Annotated in this window: 13 protein-coding genes and 2 tRNA genes; 11 read left to right on the top strand and 4 right to left on the bottom strand. The window is 64.6% G+C overall.

What is annotated here, in order from left to right:
- Positions 1 to 210 precede the first annotated feature (210 nt).
- Positions 211 to 297, top strand: a tRNA-Leu gene (locus CKW37_RS12410).
- A gap of 83 nt (positions 298 to 380) precedes the next feature.
- Positions 381 to 467 (top strand) — tRNA-Leu (locus CKW37_RS12405).
- Positions 468 to 544: 77 nt separating this feature from the next.
- On the opposite strand, the gene CKW37_RS12400 is transcribed toward CKW37_RS12405, so the two are convergent.
- From CKW37_RS12400 to CKW37_RS12385, 4 genes are all read right to left on the bottom strand, one after another.
- On the bottom strand, positions 545 to 2,038 hold the full coding sequence (locus CKW37_RS12400; protein ID WP_095155970.1) for a porin family protein: 1,494 nt from the start codon (positions 2,036 to 2,038) through the stop codon (positions 545 to 547).
- A gap of 75 nt (positions 2,039 to 2,113) precedes the next feature.
- Positions 2,114 to 2,950, bottom strand: a complete 837-nt coding sequence (locus CKW37_RS12395) for a Slam-dependent surface lipoprotein (RefSeq protein ID WP_095155969.1) — start codon at positions 2,948 to 2,950, stop codon at positions 2,114 to 2,116.
- A 72-nt stretch (positions 2,951 to 3,022) separates the two neighbouring features.
- On the bottom strand, positions 3,023 to 6,148 hold the full coding sequence (locus CKW37_RS12390; protein ID WP_095155968.1) for a TonB-dependent receptor domain-containing protein: 3,126 nt from the start codon (positions 6,146 to 6,148) through the stop codon (positions 3,023 to 3,025).
- 166 nt (positions 6,149 to 6,314) lie between these two features.
- On the bottom strand, positions 6,315 to 7,277 hold the full coding sequence (locus CKW37_RS12385; RefSeq protein ID WP_256587743.1) for a helix-turn-helix transcriptional regulator: 963 nt from the start codon (positions 7,275 to 7,277) through the stop codon (positions 6,315 to 6,317).
- A 161-nt stretch (positions 7,278 to 7,438) separates the two neighbouring features.
- Between CKW37_RS12385 and CKW37_RS12380 the strand changes: the two genes are divergently transcribed.
- From CKW37_RS12380 to CKW37_RS12340, 9 genes are all read left to right on the top strand, one after another.
- Complete coding sequence (locus CKW37_RS12380; RefSeq protein ID WP_177454416.1) at positions 7,439 to 8,500, top strand: class I SAM-dependent methyltransferase; 1,062 nt, start codon at positions 7,439 to 7,441, stop codon at positions 8,498 to 8,500.
- 4 nt (positions 8,501 to 8,504) lie between these two features.
- Positions 8,505 to 9,785, top strand: coding sequence for an MFS transporter (locus tag CKW37_RS12375; protein ID WP_095155966.1), 1,281 nt, complete (start codon positions 8,505 to 8,507; stop codon positions 9,783 to 9,785).
- The gene (locus tag CKW37_RS12370; RefSeq protein ID WP_095155965.1) at positions 9,782 to 12,154 is read left to right on the top strand and encodes a decarboxylase; all 2,373 of its coding nucleotides are present in this window, start codon (positions 9,782 to 9,784) and stop codon (positions 12,152 to 12,154) included. The genes CKW37_RS12375 and CKW37_RS12370 overlap by 4 nt, the downstream gene beginning before the upstream one ends.
- Positions 12,154 to 14,673, top strand: a complete 2,520-nt coding sequence (locus tag CKW37_RS12365) for an aminotransferase class III-fold pyridoxal phosphate-dependent enzyme (protein WP_095155964.1) — start codon at positions 12,154 to 12,156, stop codon at positions 14,671 to 14,673. The genes CKW37_RS12370 and CKW37_RS12365 overlap by 1 nt, the downstream gene beginning before the upstream one ends.
- 171 nt (positions 14,674 to 14,844) lie before the next feature.
- On the top strand, positions 14,845 to 16,017 hold the full coding sequence (gene moeB, locus CKW37_RS12360; protein WP_095155963.1) for a molybdopterin-synthase adenylyltransferase MoeB: 1,173 nt from the start codon (positions 14,845 to 14,847) through the stop codon (positions 16,015 to 16,017).
- Between the two features lie 10 nt (positions 16,018 to 16,027).
- Positions 16,028 to 16,438, top strand: a complete 411-nt coding sequence (locus tag CKW37_RS12355; protein WP_095155962.1) for a Mov34/MPN/PAD-1 family protein — start codon at positions 16,028 to 16,030, stop codon at positions 16,436 to 16,438.
- Between the two features lie 51 nt (positions 16,439 to 16,489).
- Entirely contained in the window at positions 16,490 to 16,762 is a 273-nt protein-coding gene (locus tag CKW37_RS12350) for a MoaD/ThiS family protein (RefSeq protein WP_095155961.1), read from the top strand.
- Positions 16,763 to 16,855: 93 nt separating this feature from the next.
- Positions 16,856 to 18,658, top strand: coding sequence for a CoA transferase (locus CKW37_RS12345; RefSeq protein WP_095155960.1), 1,803 nt, complete (start codon positions 16,856 to 16,858; stop codon positions 18,656 to 18,658).
- Entirely contained in the window at positions 18,655 to 20,304 is a 1,650-nt protein-coding gene (locus CKW37_RS12340) for a class I adenylate-forming enzyme family protein (protein ID WP_095155959.1), read from the top strand. The genes CKW37_RS12345 and CKW37_RS12340 overlap by 4 nt, the downstream gene beginning before the upstream one ends.
- Position 20,305 lies beyond the last annotated feature (1 nt).

Genomic DNA, 20,305 nt, shown 5'->3' with positions numbered 1-20,305 from the left:
AATTTCAACCTTGGACAGCCCCGTTGGGACCGGCCCCAGAATGCGCTGTTCGCTGTGGAAGACCAACGGCTTGAATCTTTTAAGATTTTTTTCAAACCGGGGCTTTACAGCCCTTGGAGCCATCCGTATAGTGCGCACCACAGCGACGGAGACCGTCGTTATAGTTGAGAAGCCGCACGATGTGAAGCATCGAAGCGAAATCAACGAAATGCCCAGATGGTGAAATTGGTAGACACGCCAGCTTCAGGTGCTGGTGACCTTACGGTCGTGGAAGTTCGAGTCTTCTTCTGGGCACCATATTTCAAGTTTCAGATAGCTTCATAACGTGTCTGAGATTAAGCAATACGCTAGACTGTTTTTGTTACAACTGCTTCAAATTTGCCCAGATGGTGAAATTGGTAGACACGCCAGCTTCAGGTGCTGGTGACCTTACGGTCGTGGAAGTTCGAGTCTTCTTCTGGGCACCATATTCAAAGAAACCCGCGAAAGCGGGTTTTTTTATGCCTGCGATTTGACCTCGGATCTCGCCGAGGCCCCTTCCCTCCTAGAACGTCTTCTCGAATTTCAATGCCACCTCCGTCTGCCGGTAGGCATAGGCCCAGTCGATGCTGCTGTCGGTGACCGTGCGTTTCATGTAGAGATTCGGCACCACCCCGGCGAACGCGAAACGCGGCATGCTCAGGTTGGCGATGTAGATCTGCTGGCGGTCCTTGCGCAGGCCGCCGAGGAAAACGTCCGGCGCATCGTAGCGGGTGGTGCGGTACAAGCCGACCACGCTCAAGTTAACCCCCAGGTCGAAGCTGTGATACGCGCCCAGGCTGCCCATGTACTCGCGATTGCTGGCGGTATCGGCGTCCTGGCTGCGCCGGGTGTAGGTGACGCCGCCGAATACCAGGGTGCGCGGATCGAGCATGTACGACAGCGAGGTGCCGACCTGACGTTCGTCGTAATCATCGAAGTACTCGCGCTGTTCGCCCTGGAAGCGGAAGTGCTTGTGCTGGGCCTGCAGGCCGACCTGCAGCCGGTTGGTCAGGTTGTGCTTCCACTCCCCGCGCACGCCGCTGGCCTGGTACTTGGTGTGATGGTCGTTGTAGTAATTCTCGAACAGTGGCGTGAGCGACACATCGTTCAGCGCACTCTGGAAGCTGTAGCCGGCGTACAGCACCGAGGTGTTGTCGTCGTACCAGGTCTTTGTTTCGCCGTCATCGCCATGTTTGTCGTAGGTATTGCCATAGCTGAGGCCGCGCACCAGCAGATGGTGATTGCCGGCAATCTGGAAACGCCGCTCGGCGGCCATGTCATAGACCAGGCTGGATGACGTGATTGGCTTGGGCATCTGCCGGCTGTAGTCGAAGCATTCGAAGAAGATCGTGCAGACCTGGGTGCTGGTGGTCATGCCGTTACCCTGGTTGATGTTGCTGTTGTAGCCGAAGCCCAGCGACGCCGATCCATGCCATTCGCGGCGCAGGTCGATGCCCTTGTGGTACTCGCCCAGCACGCTCAGGACCTGCTCGGGCACATCGGAAGCGGCGACCTCGCGAAACAGCGCTTCAGCTTCACGGGTCTGATTGTCTTCGAACAGCGTGCGCGCCAATTCCAGGCGAGCACGGACGAAACCTGGCTGCAGCTCATCGGCCCTGCGCAGATGTGCGATGGCCTGCTTGTACTGGCGGTCGCTGCGGGCGATCAGCCCCTCGGCCATTTCAATCAGTGCCGGCTCATGACCGGGCAGTTGGCGGTAGCGCTCGACAAACTGGCGCACCTTGCCCCACTGCTGCAGGTTGATGGAGACGTAGATGGCCGGCCCCAGGTCCTCGAGGGTGTTCTGTACGTTGTAGGTCTGCCCCTCGATGGTGATCAGCGAAGCATCGTTCTCGGCCGGATCCGGCGCGCCAAGATTGGCCCGCTCGCGCGCCTCGGCGGTGCGGTCGATCTTGTTCAACAGCAGACGGGTGTCGTCGTCATCGGCCAGCAGCGCGGTGGAACACAGGGCAGAGAAACACAGCAGGGCAACGCGCCCCCGCATGGACGGCAGCATGGTGATCGTTCCGGGACAGAAAGAAAGAGGTCGGAAGGGGGAGCCGAAGCTCCCTCCTCCAATGACACGCGGGTGTTACTGCTTGGCGCCGCCGAAGGCGACTTTGGTGGAGCCGCTGGTGTAGATCCCCGCCAGGGCCTCGGCATTGGCGCCGTAGAACTGACCCTGGATCTGGGAAGTACGCGAGAACGAGCCATTCGACGCGATGGTGGTGCCGCCGAAGTTGATCGAGCCAACGGTGCCGGTCAGGGTGCCGCTGCCGGAACCATAGTTGGCGGTCAGCACACCCGAGGTCACGCCAGCGCCGGTCCCCGGGTTGTACTGGTTGACGCCGACCACGTTGTACTTGGCGTTGACCAGGGTTGGCATGCTGGTGGTCGGGTTTTCGCCGACATACCAGACGGTGCGGTTGGCATCGGTGAGGTTCAGGTCGGTGCTGTTCAGTGGCTGGGTGCCAGACTTGCGTGGCGCCCATTCACCGAAGTACACCTCGGCGCCGGAAACCTTGGCGATGACTTCGCCGCCGAACTGCGGGAAGTTCGGCAGCGGGTTGTCGATCTGGCGATAGGCGTAGACGTTGGTGTTGTACGCAACGGTGTTTTTCCAGGTCTCCGAGACGTTGTAAGGCAGACCGGTAACCGGATGAATCTGGGTAATGATTGCCGAAGCAGTACCTGGTGTTGCAATCAGCGCGTTGGTCTGGGCAATCGGACCCGCCGCAAAGCTGACGACCTTGGTGAGATCCGCAGTGCCACCTACCGTGGTAGGCATTGCAATCCCGGCGGTGCCGACAGCCATCATGTTGGATGCCGTGGGCACTACATAGCTACTCGACGAGCCACCCGCGACGGTTGCCGCGAAGCTGGTGGATGCCATCAGAGACAATGCGGAAAGTACAAACAGCTTTTTCATGAAACCTCCTTGGATAATTGAAAGGCCACTGTTTTTAATAAAAAACAGCAAAAAATTCAGGGATGCTCTTATTCAGAATCGCGCGGTTAGTGCCAACTTCATCGTGCGGCCGGGTGCCGGCAACATGGCCCTGGCCAAGGGATCGATGTAATAACGGTTGGTGATGTTGTTGACGCCGACATCGACATCCAGGTTCTCGGTTACCTGATAACTTGCATAGGCATCGAATACCCAGATTGGGTGCCAGCGATAAGGTCGCCCGAATGCTTCAGCGCCCGTCACGCCGCTGGCGATCCACTTGGCTTCTTCTTCGTTTTCGGCGCTGCTGTGGTAGACCATCCGCCCGCCCACTTCGAGCTTCTCATCGAGCAGGCGCATACCGCTGTCGAGGTTGATGGAGTATTTGGGTTGCAGGCTGGTGCGGGCAAAGGTGGAAGGAAACCCGCCAGTGACGCAACTGTCGATTGCGTTGTTGTAGATAGGATCGAGCGTGGCGGCATAGTCCTTGTCACATAGTTTCTGCTCCAACCGGTAGCTGACGGAGAAGTTAGTGAAATAACGCCCCGTATCAGTACGGGTTTGCAACTCAATACCCGAGTAAGTTTTTTTATCGAACTGCACGATGTTGTACATCTGGTCGCGGTCGATATAGTCGTGAATTTCATTCTCGTAGTAATTGATCCGGAAATCGGCATGACGCCAGTCCGGGACGAAACTGCGCAGGTCGTGGACATAACCAACTTCCCAGTTATACGCATGCTCGGGATTCATGCTGCCGGTGGAACTACGACCAAACGTCGTACCGGCCTGAGTGTCTTCGTACAACGTGGGGAACCGCACCAGTTCGCTGTAGCGCACATATACCCGGGCATTTTCAGTCAGCAGGAAGGTTGCCCCCAGCATCGGCGTCCAGGCGTGATCACGGCGCTTGTCAGGTTTGGCCCACAACTCTCCCTCCGTGGGCGGTACGGTAACGGTCGAGATCTGTTCCGGCTGGATATAGCGATTGACGGTGCCCGTGGTGCCTTGGGCGTTGGCCACCGTCTCGTTCAGGTCGATGGTGCCGTTGAGGAACTGGTTGGTGGAACGATCAATCTTGAAACCGTCGTACGCGGCGACAAAACTCTCACTGTTCCTGGCGGTGTAATACACGCCATTGACCTGGTAGTTATCCATGGCCGTCAGCATTTCCTGCTCGATTTCTTCTGGTGTGAAGCCCCAGGACTCGTACTCTGCTCGCACACTCTGCTCGAGTGCCGTGGCTTCCTCATCGCTCATCAGGCGTCGATAACCGAAGCGGGTGCCCGTTGTGGTTGAACCCGCAGCCCAGTCGCTGTCGCGGTTCTCACGGTGCTTGGCCAAGCCTTCATCAAACGAGTTGTAGTCGCTGTACCTGGCTCCCGCGTTGATAACCAGCCAGGGCATGACCGTCCATTCGTTGTTGAAGCTGAAGTTGTACTGCTGCCGGTTGCCACTGCGCGGCCCGAAATGCTGGGTGGCCCAGACGATCTCATTGACTGTCGCGTTGGCGGCGCCGTAGCGCTCGTCCAGCTTTTCATGGCTGAAGTCGCTGGAAAGCGTGAGGTTGAGGGTGTCGCTCAGTTCCATCCGGTTGCTCAGGTTCACGCCCCAACGCTCATGGTTGGAAACCTGAAGCGACTTGGGAATGAGGGTGAAGCGGCCATCGCTGTTGTCCAGCCGGACCGGCTGGGTGGGCGCCTGAGCACAGGCCGTGGGGTCATTACGGTATTGGCACAACACATAGTTGTTCCAGTTTCGGTCGATATCCTGGCCCGTCGCGCCGACGCCATAGATGGACTCGCCTGTCTGGTAACGATCGCTGTCGTTGCTGGTCATCCAGAGACCGGCCTTGAGATTGATCAGGGCGCTGTCTTCGGGATTCCATTCGTAGTTCAGCGACCAGGTGTCCTGCTTGACCTTCGCGTAGGGATACTGGATTCCGACATTCTGGTTGCCATCGAGCCCGGTATACGTGGTGAGGCTGATCACGTAGGGCGAACTCTCACCAAACTCCATATCGGTGTGCATGTAGGACAACTTCAGGCTCTGCTGGTCAGGCAGGTACCAGGTGCCCTTGAGCAACGTGGTACGCACGTCACTCGATGTGTTGGTGACTTCATAGCCCGGCTGGAACAGTTGAGCCACATAGGACGTCCCGGCTCCCGGCACACTCTGCTGGCTCTCCGCCTTGGCCTTGTCCAGCCAGTCTTCCGTCTCGTAGCGCTGGCTGCCGCCTTTGCCGCTGTAGTAGTTGCCCTTGCGGCGGTAGCTGTACGCCGCCAACAGGTCGAAATCTTCCTGACGGGTACCGGCGGCGATACGAAAAGCATTGTCTTCGAAGTCGAAATCGGTGCCGCCCGAGCCCTTGCGCGGCGTCATGCGGCCACCATTGGGCAGCGCGAAGCCTACGGTTCCGTCGTAGCCTGCGGTGGCACCCGGTACGTCACGATAATCCTTGCCGAACTGATTGATCCCCGACTCGTCCGGCGACACCGAGTTGGTCGCCGTCTCGGTCTTGATCTCGATACCCCAGGGCTGCCCGGCCTTGACGATATCGTCGACATCCAGCGTCTTGATCTGGACCGAGCCGCCGATGCCGGTCTTGACCCCGTCGGTAACGGACGGGCCCTTCTCCACCGAGATGCTGCCGATCATGTTGGGGTCGACGTAGTTGCGGTTGGAAATGCCGCCCGAGCCCTGCCACACCGACATCGCCTGCTCGGTGCCGTCCACCGTCACCGGAATCCGTCCTTCGCCCTGGATGCCGCGGATGTTCGGGTCCAGCGCCCCGCTGTTGCGCGCATCGCCGCTGTAGACGCCGTTCAGGCCGCTGAACACGTCAGACACTGAAGTGCCCTTGTAGCGCTCCAGTTCCTCCTTGCCGACATAGACATTGGAAACATCCTTGCGGTAAACGTCGCTCTGCCCCTTCTCATCGCGGTCTTCCCACTCGCCCTTCACTTCCTGCGCTTCAAGCACCTGCAATCCGCGCTGCGAAGTCCCCGGCGTGCTCATCGCTTCCTCATAACCGGCAGGCAGCTCAATTTCCAGCGGCCCCATATTCGGCGTCGACGCCTGTTCTTCAGCAAATGCAGCGGCGCCGGAGAGCGCCAGGGTGATCGACCAGACCAGCGGCTTGAGTGGCAGGGACGAAGGCGTGGAAAGGGGCGAGAGCATGGCAAAACCTGTCGTTGTCGGTAGATGGCAGATACATGGCCACTCTGCGGCGGCGAGGTGATACTACCGACAAAAGCAAATGAATCTCGTTTAGATTCATATGCGGAAAACAGAAATTTCTATGCGGGCAGGCAGGGAGCAGAGAGGTCCGCTCCCGGAGGGAAGCTCAGCGTTTCTTGCCGAAAATCGACTTGGGCGCGCGCCCGAAATAGCGGGTGAATGCCACGGTGAAATTGTTCGGATATTTGTACCCGACCTGCCACGCCGCCTGGGCGACCTGCTGACCGGACTCGAGCAAGGTCATGGCCTTGCGCATGCGCAAGTCGAGCAGCATGCGCGCGGGCGTGGTGTCGAAGAGGTAGCGGAAGCCTTCCTTGAGCTTGTGTTCGTTCATGCCGACAGCAGTGGCGAGGTACTCCACCGTCAGCGGCGTGTGTAGTTGCTCGCAGAGGAGATTGCGGGCCCGCTCAATGCGCTCAATGTCACTGGTGCCCAGCGGCGACGCAGTGCTGTCCTGCGGCGCCAGCAGGTTGAACTGCTCCGACAGCAGGCTGAGGGTATGGATGTGCAAGTCCAGCCGGTTGGACGGGTTGAGCACACCGGGTTGCAGGTAGCGCACCAACGCCGCGGCATGGGCCTGTGCAGCCTTGGAACTGGCGCGGTAATCGAGCCGGTTCAAGCGGCCGCTGCCCAGCACCTGCGCGGCGCGTTCCTCGCCGACGTACTTGCAGAGGGTCGGCTGATCGATCACCACACGCAGTTGCGAGGCGGTCTCGTGGGCTTGATAGCGGCGCTCGCCAGGCGTGGCGCGGAACGCGGTGATGGTCGTGTGGCCGGCGTCGAAGGCCAGGTTGCTGCCGTCCTGGCCGAGAAAACCGGATTTCCCCTGCAGGCCGATGGTCACCACCATCACATGGCCGTCATGCGGGCCGCAGGTTTCTTCGATCAGGGTCCGCACGGGGTGATAGTGCAAACGCCCCAGCGACAAGCCCTGTTCGAGCTGCAATAGCTCCGAATAGCACTGGCCGAGGTCCTCGGACAGTTGCATGCGCAAGCGTCCGTCCGCTTGCACCGAACGGTGCCTGGGGTGATCCAGGCCGAGACGGCAACTCCCTTTCATTGTGCTCATGACGACATCCCTGCGGCCATGCGAGCGGCGCTTCGCATAGGAACGGCTCCGGCTCGCATACTTAACATTAATGATTCTCATTTAATATATATCACCTTTTTCAGTGATTCGGCCACGGCTTGTTTCGTTATGAACAAGGTGGCCAAGTACAGGGAGTTACCGTGCCTCAACGTGCCAACCTCGATCAGCCTCACCAGGATCTGAACAGCGCCCATCCCCTGCAGTCGTGCTGGGATCTGCAACTCGCCGGGCTCGGCGCCGATGCCTTGCAGGTCGCGCTGGAATGCGCGCTGTTCGACCATCTGGGCGAGCCTGTCAGCGCGTCCGCGCTGGCCGACACCCTCGAGCTGGACGCCGCCAGTACCGGCTACTTTCTCGAACTGCTGTGGAGCCTGGGCCTGCTCGAACGCGACCGCCAGCAACCACCGCGTTACCACAACCTGCCGCTGGCCGACCTGTACCTGCGCGCCGAGGCCAGCGCCTATTGCGGCGATGCCCTGCTGTTTCGCCACCGGGTCATGCGCCAGACCGGCGCCCAGCTCGGCGACTACCTGCGCAACGGCGTGCCGCGCGCGCCAATGGCTTCCGCGGCGATCGCCAAGGGCTGGGCCGACGCCGCCCGCCTGCAGATCGCCCAGGAACAACGCGCCGTCACCCGCGACGTGGCCTGCGCGCTGGTCGAAAGCCTGCCTGAAGTCCATCGGCTGGAACGGCTGCTGGACCTCGGCGGCGGCCCTGGCCTGGTGGCGATCGCCCTCGCCGAGCGCCTGCCCGCCGTCGAAGGCGTGGTTTTCGAATACCCGCTGGCCGCCGAAGTGGCCCGCGAAAACATCGCCGCCGCCGGCCTTGCCCAGCGCCTGAAAGCCATCGGCGGCGACCTCAACGAAGACGACTTCGGCAGCGGCTACGACCTCATCTGGTGTTCGTCGGTGCTGCATTTCGTCCACGACCTGCCCGACACCCTGCACCGCCTCTTCGCCGCCTTGCGTCCCGGCGGCGTGCTGCTGTGCTGCCAGGCCGAAGTGCCGGACGAGCGCCAGGCCGCGGCGCAGGTCCTGCCCTATTACCTGCACATGCGCCTGCAAGGCCGCCACGTACTCGCCGAAGGTGAACTGGCGCGTGCGCTCGAAGGCATCGGCTTTCGGGCCGTGCAACAACTCAACGAACTGCGTTTCCCGGTCACCCCGGTCAACGCCGTCATCGCTCGCAAACCCCAGGGGTAACTCGATGGACCGCACGCGAATCGCCGGCCTGCAATTGCTGTTCGGCTGGCTCAACCTGGTGCTGGCCGTACCCAGCATCTACCTGATGTTCGGCATGCCGCTGGTCATGCGCCAGTACGGCTGGAGCGGCACCGAAATCGGCCTGTTCCAGCTCGCCGGGTTGCCGGCGGTGTTCAAGTTCCTGCTGGCCGTGCCGGTGCAACGGGTGCGTCTGGGCAAGGGCCATCTGGTCCACTGGATGGTGCTGCTCGGCGCGGCGCTGCTGGTGCTGTACTGGCTGATCGGTCGACAGAACCTGATCGAGCAGCGCATGCCGCTGTTCGTCATGACCTTCGCCATCAGCATCATCGCCACCTGGATGGACATCCCGCTCAACGCCCTCGCGGTGCAGTGGCTGCCGCGCAGCGAGCAGTTGCGCGCCGGCAGCATTCGCTCGGCGGCGCTGTTCCTCGGGGCGATCGTCGGTGGCGGCGCCATGCTGTTGATTCAGGCCCGGCTGGGCTGGCAGGCGCCGTTCCTGATCATGGGCGTGGCACTGGTGATTGGCGTGGTGCCGCTGCTGGTTCTGCGTCGACGGCCACAACCCATCGAACCCGAGCAGGCCGCGCCGTCCGGCTTTGTCGCCGACTGGATGAGCTTCTTCAGCCAGCCGGCGGCACGCCAGTGGACCTGGCTGCTGCTGACCGCCTTCCCGTTCATCGGCGCCGCCTGGCTGTACCTGAAACCGTTGCTGCTCGACCAAGGCATGCCAATGCAGGAAGTGGCCTGGGTCGTGGGCATCGCCGGCGGTGCCACCGGCGCTGTCTTCAGCCTGCTCGGCGGCCGCCTGCTCAGCGTGCTCGGCACGGCGCGGGCGATCTTGCTGTACCTGCTCGCCGCCTTGCTCGCCCTGGTGCTGCTGACCGTCACCGTGTGGCTGCGGCTGGGCCCGGCCTGGCTGATCGCCAGCGCGTTGTGCCTGGCGGCGAGCATGGGCGCGGTGTCGGCCTTGATGTTCGGCCTGACGCTGTTCTTCAGCCGGCGTCAACGCACCGCCAGCGACTACGGCCTGCAATCGAGCCTGTTCGTCATCACTCGCCTGGCCGCCCCCGTGGCTGCCGGGCTGCTGCTGGACCGCCTCGGCCACGCCGGCATGCTCGCCTGTCTCAGCACCGGCCTGCTGCTGGCGCTGCTGCTGGCCTGGCGGGTACGCCACAGCATCGCCGGCAGTGCCGAAGCATTGCTGGTCAATGAACGCCACGCCACTGCCGGCGTGATCCCCATCGTTACCGAGGGCAAAGCATGAAGCCGCGTACCGTCGGCATCTGCCTGATCAGCCGCAATCGCGCGCTGCAGGAGGATGTGCAAGCAGTGCTTGACCGGCTCAACCACTGGTTGGGCCATGAAACTTCGCTTAACAGCCAGCACTGGCCGGACAGCGATTCGCAGTGCCTGTACCGGCAGGTGGCCGGGCAAGCCGAAGCCTATGTGCGCGAACACGCCCAGGGCCACGATCTGTACCTCGACCTGAGGGTGTTCGACACCGCCGCCGACGCCAGCCTGGCACTGGCCACTGCCAGCAGCGAAAGCGACTACGTGCTGTTCGACACCCGCCACCTGCACGCTCAACCCGACAGCGACCCGCTGGTGGAACTGCTCGACGCCCAGCCCGAAGCCAAGCGTTCTCCCAGCTCGGCGCTGCTGCTGTGTGACGAAGAACACCTGCAACACTGGCTGCCGCGCCTCGGCGGCAACCGCCTGGTGCGGGTGCCGCATCCGACGCAAACCTTGCGCCGCGCCGACCTGCTGCGGCTGTTCGTCGATCATCTGGAACACGCCTACTTCAACCGCCTGCTGGCCCGCACCACGCTGCAGTCCGGCGAGCCGGTGGCGCTGGCGCGGGACATACAGCAGCGCATGGACGCGCGCTGGGGCGACCACTGGGACTGCCACTTCTTCACCGGCTCCATGGTCGCGGGTTTCCTCGATTCCATGGGCGCGCTGTTGCGCGGCAGCGGCCGCGGTTTCCACACCGCCAGCAACGAACACGCCCTGGCGGTCAGTGCGCTGGCCGGCTGGCAGCTGTACCGCCGCGCCTACGTGATCGTCATGACCTCGGGCATGCTCGACGAACTGCGCGGCACCCTGGCCAACCTCAAGCGCGCCGGTGCACCGGGACTGGTGATCTGCGCCGACTCGCCCGAGTCGGTGTGGTTCGCCTTTCAGGGCAGCCTCGATCGCGACAACGACGGCCACCAGGTGATTGCCGCCCGCGGCCTGTGGCAGCGGTTTATCCGGCGCCCCGATGAATCCCGCGCCAGCGTCGAGTCCGCCTTCGCCGCGCTCGACGCCGCGCCGGCGCCCACCTTCCTGTTCGCCACCCAGGCGGTGCTGGAGTCGCGGGTCGAAACCGGCCCGGAAGAGCCGGCACCGCCGCAACCCGCCCCCGCCAGCGAACTCGACGACACCCAGCGCGCCGCCCTCGACAGCGTGCTGGACGTGCTCAACCACGAGCCGTCGCGCATCCTCTGGCAATGCGGCCGGCTCAGCGAACAGGAACGCGACCGCGTCATGGCCCTGGCCAAGCGCAGCGGCGTGGCACTGGCCGACAGCATCATCGCGCCGGGCAGCGTGAGCGCCTATCAAGACCAGGAACCGGTGCTCAACTACCTTGGCCCGCTGTCGATGTACGGCTTCAGCCGGCGCATCCACGCCTTCCTCGAACAGCCGGACGCCGACGAAGGCAAACCCTGGTTGTTCTTTCTCAAGAGCAAGATCGACCAGTCGGCCACGCCCTACTCCGAAGGCCGCCTCAAGCGCCTGTTCCATATCGTCCAGATCAACCGCCGCCGCGAGCACATTTCGCCTTTCACCGAAGTCGCGCTGGAACTGCCGCTGGCGACGGTACTGGACTACCTTGAGCCGCGCCTGAATGTGCCGCCGCCCTTGTTGCAGGCGCGCCGCGAGCGCTTGCAGCGGTTGCAGCGCACCCGCGAGGCGCTGCCGAGCGATCAGGTCGAAACCCTGCCGATGACGCCGAACTTCTTCTTCCATCGGCTCGGCCTGCTGCTGGGCGAAATGATCGAGCGCGACGGCTACCGCTACACCGGCGTCTACGACGTCGGCCGTTGCAGCATCTCGGCCATGCGCAACCTGCCGCGCACCGACGCCGGGTTCTCCGGCTGGTATGGCCGCGCGCTGATGGGCGATGCGCTGATGTCGCTGCCCTACATCGCCCTGAACAACAGCCGGCATGTGCTGGCGTTCATCGGCGACGGCGCCCGCGCATTGGTGCCGGACATCGAACAACGCCTGGCCATGTGCCTGGCCAGCACCGCCGACGCCGCGCAGCGCAACGTCACCGTGCTGTACCTCTCCAACGGCGTGCTGTCGATGATCCAGACCTACCTCGACAAGCGCTACGCCTGCCACGGCGCGGCGCAGGTCAACGTGCCGCTGAACGGCGGGCCGGTCTGGGACGAACAGCCCTTCGGCCCGATCAGCATCTGCCGCGCGCGCCTGCTCGCGTTCTGCCCCGACACCCTGCGCCAGGCCATCACCGCGCCTGGCCGCCTCAACTTCTTCGACGTCTGGCTGGGCCACAACTCGGAGGGCGACGGCTTGAGCCTCGTCTCCGAAACGGCCTGGAGCCGCCTCAACGCAGAGAGCCACTGATGAAATTCGGATTCATTGCCCACCCCACCTCCACCGGCCTGCTGCATCAGGTCAAGCTGGTCGACCTGCTCGACCGCACGCTGGAAGAACAGGCCTGGGGTTACAACAGCGCCCGCTGGCGCCAGCGCAACCTGGTGCCCTTCGTCGATTTCGGCCGCATCGTCAGCGCGTGCGGCGCCGAGTGTTCCGGCATCCTGCAGTTTATGCCGCTGACCGCCGAGCAGATGCTGCGCCAGCCCCGTGCCATCGCCGAACGCGTGCTGCAAGGGGTCAATTCACTCAAGGCCGAAGGCGCCGAATTGGTCGGCCTGGGCGGCTTCACCGCGATCGTCGGCAACCGCGGCCTGGCGACCATGGAACAGGCCGACGTGGCCGTGACCACCGGCAATTCGCTAACCGCCTACGCCGCCTACATCAACCTGCTGGACAGCCTCACGCTGCTTGGCGTCGCGCCGGAAAACGCCGAGGTGGCCGTGCTCGGCTACCCCGGCTCGATTGCCCTGGCGGTGGCGCGCCTGCTCGTCGGCCATGGTTGCCGGCTGCGCCTGATACACCGCGGCAACCCGCGCCAGGCCGAGGCGCAACTCGAATACCTGCCGGCGCAGTACCACGCGCAAGTCAGCCTGCATGACAGCGTCGAGGACTGCTACGCCAGCGTGCGCTTCTTCGTCGCCGCCACCTCCAGCGGCGGCCTGATCGACCCGCGTCGGTTGCTGCCCGGCTCGGTGGTGATCGACGCCGCGCTGCCCAAGGACGTGATGGACGTCGCGCACACCCGCCGCGACATCCTGCTGGTGGATGGCGGCCTGGTTTCGGCCAGCCCGGCGGTGCACCTGGGCATGCGCACCATGGGCCTGGAACCCAAGCGCAGCATGAACGGTTGCCTGGCCGAAACCATGATCCTGGCGCTGGAGGGCCGCGCCGAAGCGTTCTCCATCGGCCGCGAATTGCCGGCGGACAAGGTGCTGGAAATCGGCGCCATCGCTGCCCACCACGGCTTCACCCCATCGCCCATGGCCAGCAACGGTGAAGCCCTCGCCAGCGACGATTTCGGCCGCCTGCGCCGCCATCACCACGGCCAGCGTCCGGTGCGCGCCAGCGACGCCAAGGACGACCCGATTAACCTGCGGCGCGAGGTGCTCAACAGCTTCGGCGAGCACATCAACCCGGTGCTGCGCGAGTTCTACCAGTTCAACCATATCGAGCGGGTGTTCAGCCACGGCGAAGGCTGCTGGCTGACCGACCTGGACGGCCGTCGCTACCTGGACTTCGTCGCGGGCTACGGCTGCCTCAACACCGGCCACAACCACCCGGCCATCAGCGCCGCACTGCAACGCTATTTGCAGCAACAGTTCCCGACGTTCATCCAGTACCTTTCCGCGCCCCTGCACGCCAGCCTGCTGGCCAAGCGTCTGGCCGACCTGGCGCCGGGCGGCCTGTCGCGGGTGTTCTTCAGCAACTCCGGCACTGAAGCGGTGGAAGCGGCGCTCAAACTGGCCCTCGCCGCCAGCGACAAACACACCGTGCTGTACTGCGACAACGGCTACCACGGCAAGACCCTCGGCGCGCTCTCGGTGACGGGCCGGGCCAAACACCGCAAGCCGTTCGAGCCGCTGCTGCCGCGCTGTGACAGCCTGCCCTTCGGCGACCTAGATGCCCTGCGCACGCGCCTGGCCAAAGGCGATGTAGCGGCCCTGATCATCGAGCCGATCCAGGGCGAAGGCGGTGTGATCCTGCCGCCTGACGGTTATCTCGCCGGCGTGCGGGCACTGTGCGACGAGTACGGCTGCCTGTGGATCCTCGACGAGATCCAGACCGGGCTGGGCCGCACCGGCAAACGCTTCGCCTGTGAATGGGACGGCGTCGCGCCCGACATCATGGTGCTGTCCAAATCACTGTCCGGCGGCCTCGTGCCGATTGGCGCGACCCTGTCCCGCGAGGCGGTCTGGCAACGCGCCTATGGCGACATCGACACCTTCGCCCTGCACACCTCGACCTTCGGCGGCGGCAACTTCGCCGCGGCGGCGGCACTGGCGGCACTGGACGTGCTGGAACAGGACGGCCTGATGGCCAATGCCGCCGAGGTCGGCGCGCACCTGCAACAGGGCTTGCTGCACATCGCCGAGCGCTACCCGTTCATCAAGGCCGTACGGGGTCGTGGCCTGATGCTCGCCATCGAGTTCCAGAACAGCATGGCCGGCGGCATCGAGGCGCTGGTGCGAGAAATGGCCGGGCGCATTCCGGGCCAGGCGGCGGCTACCTACCGCATGCTCTCGGGCACCGCGCGGCGGCACCTGGAAGCGGCGATGGAAGAGCTGGAGCAGAGCCTCGAAGACATGTTCGTGCTGCGCCTGATGACCAAGCTTTCCGAGGAGCACGGCATCCTCACCTTCGTCACCGCCAACAACAACCGGGTGATGCGCATCCAGCCGCCGCTGGTGCTGAGTGTCGACGAGGCGGACCGGTTCCTTGGCGCGTTTGCTGCGGTTTGTGAGGACCTGGCCACGTTCGAATCCTGAGCAGGTTCATCGCTGTGGTTCGGGGCGCCGAACCACAGCGACAGGGCCCCAGCAGATCTCATAGCTTTTCCGCGCTTTGCCATACGAATCCCCCGCCTACCCCGATTGCAACTTTTCCTGTCACATTTGAAAATAATTCCAGTTCGTATCTACTGAATGGAAGAAAGCGATATGACCTTACCGCCGCTGGTCGAACCCGGTGCCGAGCTTACGCGCGAGGAAGTGAACCGCTACAGCCGTCACCTGCTTATCCCCAACCTGGGCGTCATCGGACAACGCCGCCTGAAGAACGCCAAGGTGCTGGTCATCGGCGCCGGTGGCCTCGGCTCGCCGACCCTGCTGTACCTCGCCGCCGCCGGCATCGGCACGCTCGGCGTGATCGATTTCGATCGGGTCGATGAGTCCAACCTGCAACGCCAGGTGATCCACACCGTCGACAGCGTGGGCGAGCTCAAGGTGGAAAGCGCCCGCCAGGCCATCGCCCGCCTCAACCCGCTGGTCAAGGTGATCACCCACAGCGACCGTCTCGAACCTGACATGGCCGTCGAGCTGTTCTCGCGCTATGACCTGATCCTCGACGGCACCGACAACTTCGCCACCCGTTACCTGGTCAACGACGCCTGCATCCTCGCGGACAAGCCCTACGTGTGGGGCTCGATCTTCCGCTTCGAAGGCCAGGCCTCGGTGTTCTGGGAAAACGCCCCGGACGGTCGCGGCCTCAACTACCGCGATCTCTACCCGGAGCCGCCACCACCGGAACTGGCGCCGTCCTGCTCCGAAGGCGGTGTGCTCGGTGTGTTGTGCGCGGCCATCGCCTCGATCATGTCCACCGAAGCGATCAAGCTGCTGACCGGCATCGGCGACCCGCTGCTCGGCCGCCTGATGGTCTACGACGCCCTGGAAATGAGTTACCGCGAACTGCCGATCCGCCGCCTGCGCAACCGCCAGCCGGTCACCGCGCTGTCCGACTACCAGGCGTTCTGCGGCCTCAACCGGCCAGCGGCCGCGAACGACAGCGGCGTGCCGCTGATCAGCGCGCTCCAGCTCAAGTCGCTCAAGGATGGCGGCACGGCCCCGGTGATCATCGATGTGCGCGAGCAGACCGAGTGGGACATCGTGCGCATCGACGGCGCCCTGCTGATGCCCAAGTCCGCCGAGGTCGCCAGTCAGATCGTCGCGCGTTTCGGCCACGACACCGAGCTGGTTATCGCCTGCAAGTCGGGCGTGCGTTCCCAGGCCGTCTCCAGCGACCTGCGCAAGCTGGGCCTGGACAAGGTGCGCAACCTCGAAGGCGGCGTGCTGGCCTGGGTTCGTGACGTCGATCCGGCGCTGCCGACCTACTGAGGTGCCAGGCATGCCATTGCGCATCACCCGTGCGGCGCTCGAGCAGATCCAGCGCCAGGCGGCCAGGGAGCATCCGATCGAGGCCTGCGGGCTGATCGCCGCGCCCTGCGAGGCAACGGTCGCGGCGCGGGTGATCCCGATGCGTAACCACGCCGCGTCCGAAATCTGGTTCAGCTTCGACCCCCGCGAGCAATTGCGGGTGTGGAGCGAGCTGGACGAGCGCGACGAGGAATGTCGGGTGCTCTATCACTCGCACACCGCCAGCGAAGCCTGGCCCAGCCGCGAGGACATCGCCCACGCCCAGGACCCCGCGTTGCACTACTTGATCCTGTCCACCTGGCCCGGCGCCAGGCACCGGGTCCGCAGCTTCCGGATCGTCGAAGGCCGGGTATTCGAAGAGCAACTGTCCATTCAGGAATGAACAGGGCCGCCATTGACCGGCGGCCAGGACACCCCCTCAAAGGAGAATCACATGTCGGTTTCAGTCATGGTTCCAACCCTGCTGCGTCCCCTCACAGACGGGCAGAAAAAAGTCGAGGCCCAGGGCGAAACGGTTCGCCACATCATCGACAACCTCGACAGCCGCTACCCCGGAATCAAGGCGCGCCTGGTGCACGCGGACGAGGTGCACCGCTTCGTCAATATCTACGTCAACGACGATGACATCCGTTTTGCCGAAGGCCTGGCCACCGCCATTGCGCCGGGCGACAAGCTGACCGTACTGCCCGCCGTCGCTGGCGGCTGAACCGCGACGGCCTTTTCGCGGACTGACCCGCGAAAAGGCCCGCACCGAAACCCCGGCATTCCGACCGATCGCCCCACGCCAAGGTGCCCCACCATGCCCCGTATCCTGGATGACGCCAGACTCACCTGGCGCAGCGGCCCCTGCCTGCCCGCCTGGCAGACCTTGAGCGCAGCCTTGCAGCGCCAGGGTGAATGCCTCGGTGTGCAGCATGCCGAAAGCGACCCCGAAGGCCCGTCCCTGCACTTGCTGCACCCCGACTTGCATCCGCTCCAGACCCGCTTCGCCGGCTTGCCGGCACTGCCGCTGGAGTTGTCTACCGAATTCACGATCCAGGCCGCCTGCGGCCTCATGTCGGTGCACGGCCGCGCCAGTGGCAGGCCCCAGGCCCTGGGCGTGAACTACCTCGCCACCCTCAATGCCGCGCTCGCCTGGCAAGGCAGCCTGGCCGCGGCGGTCGGCCAGTTGCGCGGTGGCGACTTCGCCAACGTCTCGCTGCAACCGGCCGCCGGTGCCCTGTTGAGCATCGGCCAATACCTGGCCGGCGCCACCGCACCGGAAGACGCCGAACGGCTGCTGCCTGGCGCTGATGACGCCTTGGCCCGGCCGCCATTCGTCTCCGCTGACGGCGTGCTGTTCGAACTGGAAACGCTCGACAGTCAGCCCTGGCGGCGCTTCTGGAATGCCCTGGAAGTAAGCGACGCCATCGCCGGCAAGGCCTGGCAGCGCTTTCTGCTGCGCTACGCCCGTGCCGTCGCGCCGATGCCGTCCGAATGCCTGGATGCCCTGGCCGGCTTGCCGCTGGCGCGAATCCAGGCCATCGCCCTGGAAACGGGTGTGGCGCTGGTGCCGGTGCGCGGTCTGATTCAACGTCGCGCCGACAGCGACTACGCGGCAAGCGCCGCCAGCCCCTGGCAACTGCAGCGCGGCAAGGCCGGCATGCCCGCCCGGCGCGCGGTCCCCGGGCGCCTGCCGCTGCAAGGCATTCGCGTGCTCGAATCCTGCCGCCGCATCCAGGGTCCGCTGGCCGGGCACCTGCTGTCGTTGCTCGGCGCCGAGGTGATCCGCCTTGAACCACCGGGTGGCGACCCGCTGCGCAACATGCCGCCGTGCGCCGAGGGCTGCTCGGTACGCTTCGATGCGCTCAACCACCTGAAAGACGTACGCGAGGTGGACATCAAGTCCGCCGCGGGCCGCGCGCAGATCCACGAGCTATGCCAGGACGCCGACGTGTTCCTGCACAACTGGGCGCCCGGCAAAGCCGCCGAACTGCGCCTGGACGCCGCCGACCTGCACGCCACCCAGCCGTCGCTGATCCACGCCTACGCCGGTGGCTGGGGCGAGGCTGCGATCGACGCGCCGGGCACCGATTTCACCGTGCAAGCCTGGTCTGGCGTGGCGGCCCGCATCGCCTCCGCATCGGGCACCCGTGGCGGCACCCTGTTTACCGCGCTCGATGTGCTCGGCGGCGTGATCAGCGCCCAAGGCATCTGCGCCGCCCTGCTCGACCGCGAGCTGCATGGCCACGGCGCGCAGTTGCACAGCTCGCTGCTCGGCGCCGCCGACCTGCTGCTCGACAGCCATTGCGGGCTGCCCTCGCCGACCCTGCTGCAAGGGCTGTTCAGCACCGCCGACGGCTTGCTCGCCCTCGACTGCCAGACCCGTCAGCAGCACCAGGCCCTGGCCCGCTTACTCGGCGGTGACGCCGACCCGCGCCGCCTGCAGACACAACTGGCCGAGCACGGCAGCGAACACTGGGTGGACGCCTGCCTGCGGGCCGGCGTTCCCGCCAGCGTCGCCCATGAAGACCTCACCCTGCTCGCCGCCGACCCGCGCGTGGCCCCGAGCCTTACCCAACGCGCCTACCGCTCTGTTCAATCACCGTGGAGTTTCCTATGAATACTGCCGGAATCGTTGACCTGGTCCCCCTGCACACCCGCCGCCGCTGGAGCGAAGACGGCAGCTACCCCAACCAGGATGTGTTCAGCCTGTTTCGCCAACGCGCCGCGCAATCGCCGGACAAAGCCGCGGTGCTATCGCCGGACGGCAACGTCAGCTATGCGCAACTGCTCGACGCCGCCCTGCGCATGGCCGCCAGCCTGCGCCAGGCGGGAATCGTCGCCGGCGACGTGGTCGCCTATCAGTTGAGCAACCACTGGCGCTGCTGCGCCGTCGACCTCGCCGTGGCCGCGCTGGGCGCTGTCGTCGCGCCGTTCCCGCCGGGACGCGGCAAGCTCGATATCCAGTCGCTGGTACGCCGTTGCGACGCCCGCGCGGTGATCGTGCCGCAGGAATATGCCGGCATCGACCTCTGTGAAGTGATCGAATCGCTGCGCCCGACCCTGCTCTCGCTACGCATCCTGATTGTCGATGGCGAGCCCCGCGCGGGCTGGTCGACCCTCGACGCGCTGCTCGACGCCGCGCCGATCGACAGCGCCAGCCTGCCCAAAGTCTGCCCCAACTCACCGGTGCGCCTGCTGGTGTCGTCCGGCACCGAGTCCGAGCCCAAGCTCGTCGCTTATTCACACAATGCGCTGGTCGGTGGCCGGGGCCGCTTCCTGCAACGCATCAGTGACGACGGCGCCGAATTCCGTGGCCTTTACCTCGTGCCGCTGGGCTCGTCGTTCGGCTCCACCGCCACCTTCGGCGTGCTTTGCTGGCTGGGTGGTTCGCTGGTGGTGTTGCCGCGTTTCGATGTCGGCGAGGCGATCAAGGCCATCGAGCAATTGCGCCCGACGTTCATCCTCGGCGTGCCGACCATGCTCCAGCGCATCGCCGCCGAGCCGGCCCTGGCCGGTATCGACAAATCGAGCCTGCGCGGCCTGATCTGCGGCGGTTCGGTGATCGACGAAGCCACCGTGCTGCGCTGCACCGAACACTTCGGTTGCGGCTTCATCAGCCTGTACGGCTCGGCGGACGGCGTGAACTGCCACAACACCCTGGACGACCCGATCGACGTGGTGCTGGGCAGCGTCGGCAAACCCAACCCGGCGGTGTGCGAAATCCGCATCATCGATGACCTGGGCCGGGAACTGCCCCACGGCGATGTCGGTGAAATCACCGCGCGCGGGCCGCTGAGCCCGATGCAGTACGTCAACGCGCCGGAACTGGACGAACGCTACCGCGACGCCGAAGGCTGGGTGAAGACCGGCGACCTGGGCTTTATCGACCAGCAGGGCTACCTGGTGCTGGCCGGGCGCAAGAAGGACATCATCATCCGTGGCGGCGCCAACATCAGCCCGGTGCAGATCGAGGGCCTGGTGATGGCCCACCCGGATGTGGTCACCGTGGCCTGCGTCCCGGTGCCCGACCCGGACCTCGGCCAGCGCGTGTGCCTGTGCGTGACGCTGCGCGAAGGGGCGGCGAAATTCGCCCTGGAGGACATCACCGGCTTCCTGCGCGAGCAGGGCCTGGAGGTCAACAAGTTGCCGGAATACCTGCGCTTCTATCGGCATCTGCCGCTCACCCCGGCGGGCAAGATCGACAAGCGCGCCCTCGCCGCGGATGCCGCCGGCCTCGGCGAACCTGTTCGGCAGGTGGGCTGAG

Source organism: Pseudomonas sp. Irchel 3E13 (genome assembly GCF_900187455.1).
Taxonomy (GTDB): domain Bacteria; phylum Pseudomonadota; class Gammaproteobacteria; order Pseudomonadales; family Pseudomonadaceae; genus Aquipseudomonas.
This window is presented reverse-complemented; position numbering and strand designations above follow the sequence as displayed.

Excerpts from the sequence above, each read along its gene's own strand:
- CKW37_RS12395 (WP_095155969.1), bottom strand. The coding sequence starts at position 2,950 with ATGAAAAAGCTGTTTGTACTTTCCGCATTGTCTCTGATGGCATCCACC.
- CKW37_RS12345 (WP_095155960.1), top strand. The coding sequence starts at position 16,856 with ATGCCCCGTATCCTGGATGACGCCAGACTCACCTGGCGCAGCGGCCCC.
- CKW37_RS12350 (WP_095155961.1), top strand. The coding sequence starts at position 16,490 with ATGTCGGTTTCAGTCATGGTTCCAACCCTGCTGCGTCCCCTCACAGAC.
- CKW37_RS12340 (WP_095155959.1), top strand. The coding sequence starts at position 18,655 with ATGAATACTGCCGGAATCGTTGACCTGGTCCCCCTGCACACCCGCCGC.
- moeB (WP_095155963.1), top strand. The coding sequence starts at position 14,845 with ATGACCTTACCGCCGCTGGTCGAACCCGGTGCCGAGCTTACGCGCGAG.
- CKW37_RS12400 (WP_095155970.1), bottom strand. The coding sequence starts at position 2,038 with ATGCTGCCGTCCATGCGGGGGCGCGTTGCCCTGCTGTGTTTCTCTGCC.
- CKW37_RS12385 (WP_256587743.1), bottom strand. The coding sequence starts at position 7,277 with ATGAGCACAATGAAAGGGAGTTGCCGTCTCGGCCTGGATCACCCCAGG.
- CKW37_RS12375 (WP_095155966.1), top strand. The coding sequence starts at position 8,505 with ATGGACCGCACGCGAATCGCCGGCCTGCAATTGCTGTTCGGCTGGCTC.
- CKW37_RS12355 (WP_095155962.1), top strand. The coding sequence starts at position 16,028 with ATGCCATTGCGCATCACCCGTGCGGCGCTCGAGCAGATCCAGCGCCAG.
- CKW37_RS12390 (WP_095155968.1), bottom strand. The coding sequence starts at position 6,148 with ATGCTCTCGCCCCTTTCCACGCCTTCGTCCCTGCCACTCAAGCCGCTG.
- CKW37_RS12370 (WP_095155965.1), top strand. The coding sequence starts at position 9,782 with ATGAAGCCGCGTACCGTCGGCATCTGCCTGATCAGCCGCAATCGCGCG.
- CKW37_RS12365 (WP_095155964.1), top strand. The coding sequence starts at position 12,154 with ATGAAATTCGGATTCATTGCCCACCCCACCTCCACCGGCCTGCTGCAT.